Annotated in this window: 10 protein-coding genes and 2 pseudogenes; 9 read left to right on the forward strand and 3 right to left on the reverse strand. The window is 71.4% G+C overall.

The window, feature by feature from the left end; genetic code table 11:
- A partial coding sequence (locus ACFXB5_RS48240; protein WP_385221026.1) for a transposase occupies positions 1-284 on the reverse strand: 284 nt, incomplete at its 3' end.
- A gap of 180 nt (positions 285-464) precedes the next feature.
- Between ACFXB5_RS48240 and ACFXB5_RS48245 the strand changes: the two are divergent.
- The 5 genes and pseudogenes from ACFXB5_RS48245 to ACFXB5_RS48265 all read left to right on the forward strand — a co-directional run.
- Positions 465-922, forward strand: a pseudogene (locus ACFXB5_RS48245) (carboxymuconolactone decarboxylase family protein); the annotation flags it as partial.
- Positions 923-1,191: 269 nt separating this feature from the next.
- A complete protein-coding gene (locus ACFXB5_RS48250) occupies positions 1,192-1,593 on the forward strand; it encodes a cupin domain-containing protein (protein ID WP_385221029.1) in 402 nt (133 codons plus the stop codon).
- Between the two features lie 211 nt (positions 1,594-1,804).
- Entirely contained in the window at positions 1,805-2,674 is an 870-nt protein-coding gene (locus ACFXB5_RS48255) for a dioxygenase (protein WP_385221032.1), read from the forward strand.
- A 164-nt stretch (positions 2,675-2,838) separates the two neighbouring features.
- Positions 2,839-4,788, forward strand: a complete 1,950-nt coding sequence (locus ACFXB5_RS48260) for an ATP-binding protein (protein WP_385221035.1) — start codon at positions 2,839-2,841, stop codon at positions 4,786-4,788.
- A complete protein-coding gene (locus ACFXB5_RS48265; protein ID WP_385221041.1) occupies positions 4,683-5,693 on the forward strand; it encodes a response regulator transcription factor in 1,011 nt (336 codons plus the stop codon). Before ACFXB5_RS48260 ends, ACFXB5_RS48265 begins: the two co-directional genes overlap by 106 nt.
- Positions 5,694-5,697: 4 nt before the next feature.
- Here ACFXB5_RS48265 and ACFXB5_RS48270 read toward each other — a convergent pair whose 3' ends face one another.
- Positions 5,698-6,177, reverse strand: a complete 480-nt coding sequence (locus ACFXB5_RS48270; protein WP_210944308.1) for an Lrp/AsnC family transcriptional regulator — start codon at positions 6,175-6,177, stop codon at positions 5,698-5,700.
- Positions 6,178-6,330: 153 nt separating this feature from the next.
- Here ACFXB5_RS48270 and ACFXB5_RS48275 point away from each other — a divergent pair, with 153 nt between their 5' ends.
- Positions 6,331-8,682 (forward strand): pyruvate dehydrogenase, encoded by a 2,352-nt coding sequence (locus tag ACFXB5_RS48275; protein WP_385221044.1) that lies wholly within the window; start codon positions 6,331-6,333, stop codon positions 8,680-8,682.
- 18 nt (positions 8,683-8,700) lie between these two features.
- Here ACFXB5_RS48275 and ACFXB5_RS48280 read toward each other — a convergent pair whose 3' ends face one another.
- Positions 8,701-9,888 (reverse strand): YbfB/YjiJ family MFS transporter, encoded by a 1,188-nt coding sequence (locus tag ACFXB5_RS48280; protein WP_385221047.1) that lies wholly within the window; start codon positions 9,886-9,888, stop codon positions 8,701-8,703.
- Positions 9,889-10,376: 488 nt separating this feature from the next.
- On the opposite strand from ACFXB5_RS48280, the gene ACFXB5_RS48285 reads away from it, so the two are divergent.
- The 3 genes and pseudogenes from ACFXB5_RS48285 to ACFXB5_RS48295 all read left to right on the forward strand — a co-directional run bounded on the left by ACFXB5_RS48285 (position 10,377) and on the right by ACFXB5_RS48295 (position 12,659).
- Positions 10,377-11,090, forward strand: a complete 714-nt coding sequence (locus ACFXB5_RS48285; protein ID WP_198276942.1) for an SDR family NAD(P)-dependent oxidoreductase — start codon at positions 10,377-10,379, stop codon at positions 11,088-11,090.
- A gap of 70 nt (positions 11,091-11,160) precedes the next feature.
- Positions 11,161-11,999, forward strand: a pseudogene (locus ACFXB5_RS48290) (oxidoreductase).
- A gap of 15 nt (positions 12,000-12,014) precedes the next feature.
- Positions 12,015-12,659: a DsbA family protein gene (locus tag ACFXB5_RS48295; protein WP_385221039.1), complete on the forward strand. Its 645-nt coding sequence runs from the start codon at positions 12,015-12,017 to the stop codon at positions 12,657-12,659.
- The last annotated feature ends 138 nt before the right edge of the window (positions 12,660-12,797 follow it).

Consider the following 12,797-nt stretch of genomic DNA (forward strand, 5'->3'; position numbering starts at 1 on the left):
TCCGCCGCCCGCAGCCGGTCCAGCAGCACCCGCTGGAGCTCCTCCCACACCCCGGCCTCCTGCCACTCGGCCAGCCGCCGCCAGCAGGTAGGCCCCGAACCGAAACCCAACTCCCGCGGCAGGTACTCCCACTGGATGCCGGTGTACAGCACACCCTGCAGCGTCTTACGGTCATCGATCCGCTTGCGCCCCGGATGCCGGAACCGCCGCTCATGCTTCGGCAACAGCGGCTCGATCACCGCCCACAACTCATCACTGACCTCCCACGGCTTCCGCCGTGCCATGGTCACCCCCAAAGCAGCACGGAATCACATACCTCTCCACCGTGCCACAACAAGATCATTCTGCAAGGACCCCTTAGGCGGCCGGTCCCGAATCACTCGTTTATGCGATGCGCCCCAGTGCCACGCTGATCCAGTGTGGCCAGAGAGGAATGCACAACGGCACATTTGCTGGGAGAACCCATGGATCCACGTCTCAACTACTTCGGCAATGCCCTCGCGACCAAGGTGCTGAAGCACCTCTACTCGGCCGGCAAGGTGGTGTCGGACTCGACGCTGCCGGAATCCGTTCAGCGCCTGGTGGAGATCCGCGCCAGCCAGATCAACGGCTGTGGCTTCTGCACCGACATGCACACCAAGGACGTGGGGGAGACCCCGGTACGGCTCAACCTGGTCGCCGCCTGGCGGGAGGCGACCGTCTTCACCGAGGCCGAGCGCGCCGCGCTCGAGCTGGCCGAGCAGGGCACCCGGGTGCGGACGCGGCCGGTGGGGTCACGGACGAGGTCTGGGCGAACGCCGCCAAGCACTTCGACGACGACCAGCTCGTCGCGCTGATCTCCCTCATCGCCGTCATCAACAGCTACAACCGCATCAACATCATCAACCAGCAGCCGGCCGGCGGCTACCAGGTCGGCCAGTTCACTGAGCCGACCGCGTTTTCCCTGATGGCCGCCGTCACCGGCGAGCGCGGACTCCCCTTGAATGGGCAGAGGCTCACCAGCCTCCACCACGCTTGGTGCTGCGACAACGGTCATCCGGGACTCTGCCGAGACGGCGAGGCGCACGGCGTGTCACAGACGCGGGCCGTGCCTTTTCTTCCCTGTGAATTGAGTTGTTCGAGCCCGGAATGCCGACGCGGATCGTCTGTCCGTTCCGGGCCGGCCCACGGAGGTGTAGCACAGTGCACGAGATGGACTCAGCGGATGGGACCGGACCCAAGATGCTGGCGGACGTCAAGCCGCCCTTCATTCCCGAGGGTGCTTCGGGGATGACCGTCCTCGTCGAGTGGCTTCCCGGCGACCCCGGGACTCCTCCGCACCGCCACTCGGGGCCGTGCTACGGCTATGTGACCGAGGGCGCGATCCGGTTCGAGCTCGAAGGTGAGCCGGAGCGCGTGATCAAGGCCGGTGAGACGCTGTTCGAGCCGGGCGGGGACGTGATCCACTACCAGAACGGCAACGCCCTGCCGGACGCCCCGAGCAAGTTCGTCGTGTTCATACTGTGTGCGCCGGGCCAGCCGATGCTCACGCTGGTCGACGAGGAGGAGCTGGAGAAGCGGGCTCATCTGCGCCACCCGCGGCCCACGGATTGACCTGCCGCGGCTGACGTGGCCATCCGCGCGAGGCGGGTGGCACAGCGGAGCCGATCGTCCCCCGCATACGCACACGCATACGCACGCACACCGCCATGGCCCCGGCCATGGCGGTGTCGATTCCGTTGACGGAGATCACCCGAGTGCCGAAGCTTTTTCCAGCATCCCCGGACCGACTCCGCCATCGACCCGACCACCACGGGAGCGCGCCATGCGTGATCTGACCAGCGACACCATCACCGATGCCGTGATCTCCACCATGCGGGACACCAAGGACGCCCGCGTCGCGGAGATCCTGGAATCGCTGGTGCGGCACCTCCACGCCTTCGTCCGCGAGGTCGAGCTGACGGAGGAGGAGTGGGCCCGGGGTGTGGACTTCCTGACGCGCACCGGGCAGATGTGCACATCGACGCGCCAGGAGTTCATCCTGCTGTCCGACGTGCTGGGCATCACCATGCTGGTCGATTCCCTGAGCAACCGACGACCCACGGAAGCCACCCAGAACAGCGTCCTGGGCCCCTTCTTCAGGGAGGACAGGCCGCGGCACGCCGATGCCGCCGATATCTCCGGAGGTCTGCCCGGCACCCCGCTGTTCTTCGAGGGACGGGTCGTGAACCGTGCGGGAGCGCCGGTGGCCGACGCGGCGGTGGACGTCTGGCACAGCGACGGGGAAGGCCACTACGACGTGGATGTGCCCGGCCAGGTCGATCCGGCCATGCGCGCGCTGTTCCGCACCGACGAGACGGGACACTTCGGCTTCCGTTCCATCCGCCCGTCCAGCTACCCGATCCCCGGCGATGGCCCGGTCGGCGAACTCCTGGGCGCCACCAGCAGGTCGCCCATGCGTCCCGCCCATGTGCACCTGCTGATCGAGGCCGAGGGATTCCAGCGCGTGACCACCATGCTGTTCCCGTCGGACGACTCGTACCTGGACACGGATCCGGTGTTCGGGGTCAAGGAGTCGCTGATCGCGTCGTATGACACCTACGAGGCCGGCACCGGGCCCTGCCGCGAGCTGACCGAGGAGCCGTACACCGTGCTGCGGCACACCTTCGTCCTCGAACCCCGCCCCGCGGACTGATCCCGACGGCCGCACACCATCGAGAGGCGGTCAGCCATGAGCGGCGGCGATCCGGCGAGAGGGGTGGCGCCCCAGCGGGTGCCCGACGTTCTCGCCGTCCCGGACGTTGCCGGCGCGGGGAAACCGGCGTTGAGGGCGATGTGGCCGTGCGGCATGCTGGCCCCATGCGCAGCACAGACCCCGCGGGCGACCGGGCCCGGGGGCGCGGGGACCGTGCCGTGGCCGGGCTGCCCCTCAGAGGACGGGACCGCGAGATCGCCGCTGTCCGTGAGGATCTGGAAGCGGTGCGCGCTGGGCGGGGCGCCCGCGTCGTCGTGGAAGGCGCGCCCGGCGTCGGCAAGACCCGGCTGCTCGCGGAACTGGACGAGATGGCGCGGCGGTCCGGCTTCGATGTGGTGTCCGTACGGGCCGACGAGCTCGACCAGTACGCGGCGGGAGCGGCCCTGCAGTCCGCCCTGCAGCCCTCCGACGGTCCCCACCGGGTCGCCGTGGCCGCTGACGACCAGCGGCTCCGGCTGCTGGACGGCGTCGCGGACGCCCTGGAGGCGCGGGCCCAGCGCGCCCCGGTGGCCGTGCTGGTGGACGACGCGCAGTGGGCGGACCCGGCCACCCTCTTCGTGCTCCGCACCCTGCCCGGTCGGCTGGCCGGCTCACGGATCCTGTGGGTGCTGGCGGTACGGCCGGAAGCCGAGCGGCCGACCGTGGCCATGGTGCGGGAGGACCTCGAACGCCTCGGAGCCCGATGGCTGACCCTCGGCCCCCTGCCCCAGCAGGAGCTGGGGCAGATCGCGGCCGATGTCCTCGGGGCGACGCCGTCACCCGGTCTGGCCCGGCATCTGCGAGGCGTCGCGGGCAATCCCTTCCTGGCGATTGAACTGGTGCGCGCCTTCGCCGGCACGGACGTCGTCAAGGTGGAGGCGGGCGTGGCGAGCCTCGTGCACGACGGAATCCCCGCCGGTTTCCGGCGGAGTGTCGCCACGCGGCTGGACCGGCTTCCGGGGGATGCCGTGCGCCTGCTCCAGATGGGGTCCGTCCTCGGCCGCGAATTCGACCTCGGTACGGCCGCCCGGATGCTCGGCAGACGGGTCGGCAGCCTGCTGTCGGGCGTCGAGGCCGCCCTGAATGCCGGTCTGCTCTCGGCCGACGGGCCGCGACTCGCCTTCCGCCACGACCTCATGCGGCAGGCCGTCCACGAGAACCTGCCGCGGGCCGTACGGACCGCTCTGCACCGGGAGGCGGCCGACAGTCTGCGCGGTATCGGGGCCCGGTCCACGGAGGTGGCCTGGCATGTCGTCATGTCGGGCGGCCCGGTCGACGAGGCGGCCGTGACCACGCTGACCACCGCCGTACGGGAACTGTCGGCGTCGGCCCCCGACGCGGCCGCGGACCTGGCTCAGCGGATCGCCGGACTGCTGCCCCCGCGGGACCGGCGGCGCATCACCCTGCTGACCGACGACGCCGAGTACCTCGGCCGGACCCGCCGGGTGCACGAGGCGCTCGACCTGGTCGACGCCACCCTGTCGGACCGCCTCGAACCGCCGCGGGAGGCGTGTCTGCGCCTGGTGGCCGCCGAGATCCACCAGGCCGCGGGCGACGACTCCGCCGCGATGACACACCTCAGGCGGGCTCTGGACCTTCCCGCGCTGCCGCCCGATGTGCGCGTCCGGCTGCTGAAGACCAAGGGGACGGGCCATGTGTACCTCGGGGACATCACCGCTGTCGAGCAGACCGACACCGGGCTGGTCGCGGCCGCCTACCGCGGCGACGATCCGGCCGTCGTGGTCAGCGCGATGGTGTTCCAGTCGCAGACGTCCTTCTACCGCGGGCGCCTCGCCCGCGCCGTCGAGCTCGCCGAGGAGGCCGCCGGACGCGCCGGCACCGAGTCCGGCGCGCTCTATCTGCGGCCCCGCGGATTCCGGCGCTGTGGCTGGCCATGGCGCTGCTCGCCACCGACCGGCTCGCGGACACCGAGCGGATCCTGCGGGACGGACAGCGCGAGGCGGAGGCGATGGGCCTCGGCTGGTCACTTCCCCACTGGCACGCGGCCCGTGCCTGCGCCCTCCTCGAACAGGGCGCGCTGGACGACGCGGCCGTGGAGGCCGAGGCCAGTCTGACGGTGGCGGACGAACTCGAGATCACTCGACCGAACGTGCGGGCCTGGTCCGTACTGGCGTTGGTGGAGATCAGGCGCGGTGACCTCGCCAGGGCGAGGGACCATCTCCGCGCCGCCGAAGCCGGTCCCGACCTGGCCACGCAGCGGTACGGCCGGTGGGTGACGCTCGCGCGCGCCTGTCTGGCGGACGCGGAGGGCGGCCTGGACGCCCCGGCGGCAGCGGCACTCACGGTCGGCTTCGGGGACCGTGAGCCGACGCGGCTGCTCGCGGTGACGCCGTCCCACTGGCCCGCGATCACGCGCATCGCGCTCCGCGGCGGGGACCCGTCGGTCGCGGAGGCCGTGTCCGGCGCCCTGCGCGCCCTGACCGCGCGGGACGACAGCCAGCGGATCATCCGGGCGGTCCGCGCCCATGTGGACGGCCTGCTCCACAGCGACCCCCGTGCGCTGGAGTCCGCGATCAGCGCCTACCGGAGTGGCGGCAGACCCCTGGCCCTGGCCGCGGCCTGCGAGGACCTCGGCGAACTCCTGGCCACATCGGCCGATACGGCCCCGGCGATCCCGTACCTCGAAGAAGCGGGTGAGCTGGCGTCGGCCTCAGGGGCCCTGCGCGACCACGAACGGATCAGCCGGCGCCTTCGGCGGCTCGGTGTGCGCACCGGAGCCCCACGGCACCACACCACCGGCCCCCCGGGCTGGGAGAACCTGACCGAATCCGAGCGGAAACTGATCCCGCTCGTCGTGGACGGTCTCACCAACCGGGCCATCGCCGACCGGCTCTATGTGTCCATTCACACCGTCAACACCCATATGAAGCACATCTTCACCAAGCTCGGCATCAACACGCGCGTCGGACTGACCCGGCTGGCGCTCGAACGGGGCGGCATCGCCGACGGGGCGAACTGAACACTCACTCCGCCGCGGCACGGCGCAGCAGCGGGGTGAGCCGGTGCGGCACCAGCTCGCGCATGGCCAGGGCCGTCGCCGTGCGCTCGATGCCGGGAACGGCGAGGATCTGCCCCGCGATCCGGTACAGGTCCTCCGCGTCCGCGGCGACCACCCGTACGAGCAGATCCGTCTCGCCGCTGAGGCCGAAGACCTCCACGACTTCGGCGATGCCCGCCAGTGCCTCGGACACCTCGGCCAGCCGGCGCTGATCGACCCGCGCGGTGACGAACGCGGTGAGCGGATGGCCCAGCGCGTTCGGGGTGATCCGGCGTTCGAAGGAGCCCAGCGCGCCGCCCTGCTCCATTCTGGCCACCCGCGCCTGGACGGTGTTGCGGGACAGCCCCAGCTGCTCGGCCAGGGCGACGACGGTGGCCCGAGGCTGGGCGGCGAGGGCGAGCAGGATCCGCGCGTCGGTGGCGTCCACGCCTCGCTCACTGTTCATAGTGCTCAATCGACGTCCCTCATTCGACCCGGAAGATGAGCAGAATGCTCAACGAAAGAGAAGCATCTTGTGCAGTTGAGGAGCTATCTGTCTACTGGCGGAGCACAAAATCAGTTTTCCACGGCGCGGTGCGGATAGCGGAGGCGGTCGGTGATGGTCCTGGACCCGGAGCTGAGAGCGATCGGCGGCAACGGCTCGGGCCGTGCACGGGCGGAGGAGCTCGCCGTGCTGGAGGCGGTCGGGCAGCGGGTGCTGTGGCTGTCCACCGCGATCATCGACCATGCCAACCGGGTGCGGCCGAACCCCTCGGGGCTGAAGGTCGGCGGCCACCAGGCGTCCAGCGCCTCGATGTCGTCGATCATGACGGCCCTGTGGTTCCACGCGCTGACCGCCGAGGACCGGGTGTCGGTCAAACCCCATGCCTCACCGGTGTTGCACGCCATCAACTACCTGCTGGGCGAGCTGGACGAGTCCTACCTGACCACGCTGCGCGCCTTCGGCGGCCTGCAGAGCTACCCCAGTCGTTCCAAGGACCCCGACCCGGTCGACTACTCCACGGGCTCGGTCGGCATCGGCGCCACCGCCCCCCTGTGGGGCGCCCTCGCGCGGCGCTATGTGGAGGGCCACTTCGGCGGGGCCGGGAGGGGACGGCAGTACTCCCTGCTGGGCGACGCGGAGCTGGACGAGGGCGCGATCTGGGAGGCGATCCAGGACCCGATGGTGCCCAGCCTGGGCGAGGCGGTGTGGGTCGTCGACCTGAACCGGCAGTCCCTGGACCGGGTCGTCCCCGGCATCGCCGCGGACCGGTTGCAGGGCATGTTCGCCGCGGCCGGCTGGCAGGTCATCACCCTCAAGTACGGGCACGCGCTGCGGGAGTTGTTCGCACGGCCGGGCGGTGAGGCCCTGCACGCCCGTATCGACGCCATGGACAACCCCGAATACCAGCGCCTGCTGCGCTGCTCCGCCGACGAGTTGCGCGAGCGCCTGCCCGGCACCGGCTCCACCGCCGGGCCGATCGCGGACCTGATCGCCCCCCTGGACGACGCCTCGCTGCTGGCGGCGCTGCGCAACCTGGGAGGGCACGACATCGGCGCGCTGATGGACGCGTTCGACAGCGTCGACGACACCCGGCCGACCATCATCTTCGCGTACACGGTCAAGGGCTACGGACTGCCCACCGAGGGCCACCCGCAGAACCACTCCTCCCTGCTGACCGCCGACCAGATGAGGACCCTGGCCGACCGCCTGGGCACGGACCCCGACCGCCCGTGGGCCGCCTTCGCCGGTGGATCGCCGGAGGCGGCCCGGTGCGCGGCGGCCGCCAGGCGGCTGCGCCGCCCCGGACACGCGTCGCGACAGGCCCCCGAGGTCCCCGCCGACCTCGCCCGCCCGGCACCGACCGGCTCCGGCAACACCCAGCAGGCCCTCGGGCGCGTCCTGCTGGACCTCACCCGGCGCGCGCCGGAGGCGGCTGCCCGGATCGTCACCGTCAGCCCGGACGTCAGCTCCACCACCAACCTCGGCGGTTGGCTCAACAAGGTCGGTGTGTGGTCCCCGACCGAGCGCCCCAACTGGTTCGCCGATGACGCCGAGACGATCCTGCACTGGCGGGAGCGGCCCACGGGCCAGCATGTGGAGCTGGGCATCGCGGAGACCAACCTGGTCGGCCTGCTCGGCGAGCTGGGGGCCACCTGGAGCCGCTGGGGCCAGCCGCTGCTGCCGATCGGCGTCGTCTACGACCCTTTCGTCAACCGCGCCCTGGAGCCGTGGTCGTTCGGCATCTACGCGGGCGGCCAGTCGATCCTGGTCGGCACGCCGTCCGGCGTCACGCTCGCCCCGGAGGGCGGCGCCCACCAGTCGATCACCACCCCCTCGCTCGGCATCGAACAGCCCGGCTGCGTCACCTTTGAGCCCGCGTTCGCGATCGACACCGAATGGTGTCTGCTGGCCGCACTCGGCAACCTCGGCCGACCGGACGGGAGTTCGGCGTATCTGCGGCTGTCCACGCGGCCCGTCGACCAGTCCGCGGCCGACGTGCCCGGCGACCCGGCCGCCCGCGAGCGCCGCCGTCGGCAGGTGACCGCGGGAGCCTACCGGCTGCGCCGGCATGAGCAGCCGGTGGTGACCCTCGCCGCGATGGGCGCCCTGGTCCCGGAGGCCCTGGCCGCCGCCGACCGGCTGGCCGCCCTCGGCCACGGCGCCGATGTGGTCTGCGTGACCAGCCCGGACCTGCTCTTCCGCGCGCTTCAGGCCCGCCGGGGCCTGTCGTGGGACCCGAGCTGGATCCTCGACCAGGTCTTCCCCGCCGACCGGGCCACACCGCTCGTCACCGTGCTGGACGGCCATCCGCACACGCTGGCCTTCCTGGGCACGATCCAGAACACGCCCGTCACCACCCTCGGTGTGACGCGGTTCGGCCAGAGCGGTTCGATCGAGGACGTCCACCGCTACCACGGCATCGACGCCGACAGCATCGTCACCGCCGCCCTCGACCTCGTGGACTGAAGTCGACTGAGGCGGCGGTCAGTCCGACCGGGCCTCGGCGGTGCCGAGGCCCGTGAACTGCCGGTCGGGTGCGGGCTCCGCGCGGACGACCGGGTGGCCGAGCGCGGGCATGTGGTGGGGGAACCCGATCCGGAGGAGGGCCGCCGCGACGGCGGACGCCAGCACGACGACGGCCGCGAGGAGCAGGGCCTGGTGGTACCCGTGGCGCAGCAGCGGGGTGGCGACCAGCGGGCCGAGGATCTGGCCCACCGAGTATCCGGCCGTCAGCAGCGCGACCGCGCGGGGGAAACGCAGATGCGCGCCGGTCGCGAGCGCGAGGGTGCTGACGCCGATGAACGTGGCGCCGAAGAGCACCGCGGAGATCAGCGCCGCGGCGACGCCACCGATCAGCGCGGGCAGGGCGATGCCGACGGCCTGGACGCCCAGCGCGGCCAGCAGGAGGCTGGGGCGGGACCAGCGCCGCCCCAGTCCCGCCCACAGCGCGGAGGACGGAATGGCCGCGAGGCCCACCAGCACCCAGGCGCCGCTGCCGATCCAGCCGGGGGAACTCTGGTCGATCGCGGCCACCAGGAAGGTACCGGCGATGATGTAGCCGACGCCCTCCAGCGTGTACGAGGCGAAGAGCGCGGTGAACCAGCGATGGGTGCGCGGGCCGGTCTCCCGCCGTTCCGCTCCGGGCCGGGGAGTGGCGGACGCCGACGGGGGCGCGGGTTCCGGCCGCAGGAACCACGCGGGAACGGCGAGCAGCGCGCTCAGCATGGCGGAGGCCCACCACGCGGCCTGCCAGTCGGCGATGGTGCGCAGGGCGAGCACGAGCGACCCGGACAGGGCGATACCTGCCCCGACTCCGCCGAAGGCCCACCCGGGCAAGTGGGCGGGATGGTCGCGCAGATGGCTGAGCAGCGAGCTGACGGCGATGACGAAGATCACCGCACTCACCACGCCCGCGCACAGCCGGAGCAGCAGCCATACACCGGTGGCGTGGGTCAGTGGCATCGCGGCCAGGGACACCGCCAGCACCACCAGACAACTCCGCAGCACGGCGGGGGAGCGCGTCAGACGTGGCAGGAGGGTCCCGGCGAGCGCGCCGATCAGATAGCCGACGTAGTTGGCGGTGGCGAGGTTCGCACCCGTCGCGGCGGACAGCCCGGCCTGAGTGTGCATCAGGGGAAGAATCGGGGTGTAGACGAAACGGCCGACACCCATGCCCGCCCCCAGCGCGGCGGCCGCCTGCGCGACATGGGCCCAGGGCGAGTGGCGGACGCCCCGGGAGCCGGTGGTATGGGGGCGCGGAGGCGCAGCGGTCACGATGTGGTCCTTGACGGTTTCGCGGTACGGAAGCCTGGGTGGCGTTGCGCTCCCATGGCCTCAGACTGCGTCCGCCACCAGGGCGAATGCCACGATCGGCTTCCTCCCTCCTGGTAGGCCCGGCCTCTTACGGGCCACGCGCACGCGGGGGTGCGGACCTCCTCTCCTCTGCCTCGATGTCTCGGATGGACCGGTCTGACCAGGGCATCCCTGTGACCGGCTTCCTCCCATCTGGTAGGCACTGCCTCCCACCGCAGGTCACAGCGGTGCGGGGAAGGCGGGACGCTCTCGCCGTTCCTGGTTGTTTGTCGACCGGTCGTCTATGTTCGTGAAGGGCCGGTGATCAGCGCCGGTCCGGACAACCCACCCCACTGGAGACAGTCACCATGAGCACTTCCGGCCAGAAGGTCGCCGTCATCACCGGAGCGTCCCAGGGCATCGGCGCGGGCCTGGTCGAGGCGTACCGCAAGCTCGGCTACGCCGTCGTCGCCACCTCACGCGGGATCGCCCCCGCTTCCGATCCCGAGATCCTCACCGTCCAGGGCGACATCGCCGACCCCGCCACCGCCGAGCGCGTGGCCGGTGCCGCCATCGAGCGCTTCGGCCGCATCGACACCCTGGTCAACAACGCCGGCGTCTTCGTCGCCAAGCCCTTCACCGAGTACACGCAGGCGGACTACGACACGGTCACCGGCGTCAACCTCAGCGGCTTCTTCCGCATCACCCAGCTCGCCACCGAGCAGATGCTCCGCCAGGGCGGCGGACACATCGTCCAGATCACCACCAGCCTGGTCGACCACGCCCACTCCGCGGTCACCTCCGTACTGGCCTCCCTCACCAAGGGTGGACTGCAGTCGGCCACCAAGGCCCTGGCCATCGAATACGCCACCCGCGGCATACGCAGCAACGCCGTCTCCCTCGGCATCATCAGGACGCCGATGCACCCGGCGGAGTACCACGACACACTCGCCGCCCTCCACCCGGTCGGCCGGATGGGCGAGATCGGCGACATCGTCGACGCCGTCGTCTACCTGGAGAACGCCCCGTTCGTCACCGGCGAGATCCTCCACGTCGACGGCGGCCAGAGCGCCGGCCACTGACCCCGGACTGCCCGCCCGGGCGCCGGTACGGGGCGCCCGGGCACGCCCTTGCCCTCACACGGAAGTTTCCATGAGCAAGATTTTCCTCATCACCGGTGTCAGCGGCGGTCTCGGACGCGCCTTCGCCCAGGAGGCGCTGGCCGCCGGGCACCGGGTCGTCGGCACCGTCCGCGAGCCGGACCAGATCCGTGCGTTCGAGGCGCTCGCACCCGGCCGCGCGACCGGGATGGAGCTGGACGTCACGGACGAGCACGCGGTGAAGACCGTGGTCGACCGGATCGAGCACGGGATCGGCCCGATCGACGTGCTGATCAGCAATGCGGGGTACGGCGTGGAGGGGACGGTCGAGGAGTCCTCGATGGACGATCTGCGCCGCCAGTTCGCGTCAACGTCTACGGGACCGTGGCGGCCATCCAGGCCGTCCTGCCCTATCTCAGACGCCGCCGCGGCGGACACATCGTCACCCTGTCGTCCATGGCCGGTCTCACCGCGCTGCCCGGAGTCGCCTTCTACGGCGCCAGCAAGTTCGCGATCGAGGGCATCTCCGCCTCGCTCGCCCAGGAGGTCGCCCGGTTCGGCATCCACGTCACCTCCCTGGCGCTCGGCTCCTTTCGCACCGACTGGGCAGGGCGCTCGATGGTCCGCGTCCCGCGCAGCATCCCCGACTACGACGCCGTCTTCGAGCCCATCCGCGCCGCCCGCAAGGCCAAGGACGGCAACCAGACCGGCGACCCGGCCCGCGCCGCCAAGGCCCTCCTGACCGTGCTGGACGCCGAAGACCCGCCCGTGCATCTGGTGCTCGGCAGCGATGCGCTGCGCTTGATCGAGCAGGGCCGGCAACGGCTCCAGCACGACATCGACGCCTGGGCCCAGCTGACCGCTTCCACCGACTTCCCGACCGACCACTGAACCACTGGACACCACATGCCCCCTGTACCGTCGCCCCTGCCGGTCGACTTCTGGTTCGACCCCGTCTGCCCGTGGACGTGGCTGACCTCCCGCTGGATGCTGGAGGTCCGCAGGGCCCGGCCCGTCGACATCACCTGGCACGTCATGAGCCTGGCGGTCCTCAACGAGTCGCGCCTGGACGAGCTGCCGGAACACATCCGCGACCTCATGGGCCGGGCCTGGGCGCCGGTCCGCACCCTGATCGCGGCGCAGATCGCCTTCGGCGCCGACGTAACGGAGCCCCTCTACACCGCTCTCGGCACCCGATACCACCTCAACCAGGAACCCAGGACACGCGCCACCATTGAAGCGGCCCTCGGCGAGGTCGGGTTGCCTGCCGACCTCGCCGACGCCGGTGACACCGACGCCTACGACGAAGCACTGCGCCTGTCGCATCGCGAGGGCATCACCCTGGTCGGTTCGGAAGTGGGCAGTCCCATCATCGCCGTGCCGGGTCCGCATACGCCGTCGGGCAAGGTGGCCTTCTTCGGTCCCGTCGTCACACCGGCGCCCAAGGGCGAGGAGGCGGCCCGCCTGTGGGACGGGACCCTCGCCGTCGCCTCCATACCCGGCTTCTACGAGATCAAGCGCAGCCGCGCCGTCGGCCCGCTCTTCGACTGACCCCTGCCACCTGACGCGACACGCCGGGGCGCCGGCACCGGGGGACTCCGGTCCGGGTCGAGGCCGGCCCGGCGCAGCACGAACCGGGTGACGCACCCGGGTGCGGGGTGGGGGGCGTGTAACGCCCGCCGCCGGCCG

The organism is Streptomyces sp. NPDC059455 (assembly GCF_042750115.1).
Lineage (GTDB): Bacteria > Actinomycetota > Actinomycetes > Streptomycetales > Streptomycetaceae > Streptomyces > Streptomyces endocoffeicus.

Excerpts from the sequence above, each read along its gene's own strand:
- ACFXB5_RS48270 (WP_210944308.1), bottom strand. The coding sequence starts at position 6,177 with ATGAACAGTGAGCGAGGCGTGGACGCCACCGACGCGCGGATCCTGCTC.
- ACFXB5_RS48260 (WP_385221035.1), top strand. The coding sequence starts at position 2,839 with ATGCGCAGCACAGACCCCGCGGGCGACCGGGCCCGGGGGCGCGGGGAC.
- ACFXB5_RS48275 (WP_385221044.1), top strand. The coding sequence starts at position 6,331 with ATGGTCCTGGACCCGGAGCTGAGAGCGATCGGCGGCAACGGCTCGGGC.
- ACFXB5_RS48250 (WP_385221029.1), top strand. The coding sequence starts at position 1,192 with ATGGACTCAGCGGATGGGACCGGACCCAAGATGCTGGCGGACGTCAAG.
- ACFXB5_RS48285 (WP_198276942.1), top strand. The coding sequence starts at position 10,377 with ATGAGCACTTCCGGCCAGAAGGTCGCCGTCATCACCGGAGCGTCCCAG.
- ACFXB5_RS48265 (WP_385221041.1), top strand. The coding sequence starts at position 4,683 with ATGGGCCTCGGCTGGTCACTTCCCCACTGGCACGCGGCCCGTGCCTGC.
- ACFXB5_RS48280 (WP_385221047.1), bottom strand. The coding sequence starts at position 9,888 with ATGGGTGTCGGCCGTTTCGTCTACACCCCGATTCTTCCCCTGATGCAC.
- ACFXB5_RS48295 (WP_385221039.1), top strand. The coding sequence starts at position 12,015 with ATGCCCCCTGTACCGTCGCCCCTGCCGGTCGACTTCTGGTTCGACCCC.
- ACFXB5_RS48255 (WP_385221032.1), top strand. The coding sequence starts at position 1,805 with ATGCGTGATCTGACCAGCGACACCATCACCGATGCCGTGATCTCCACC.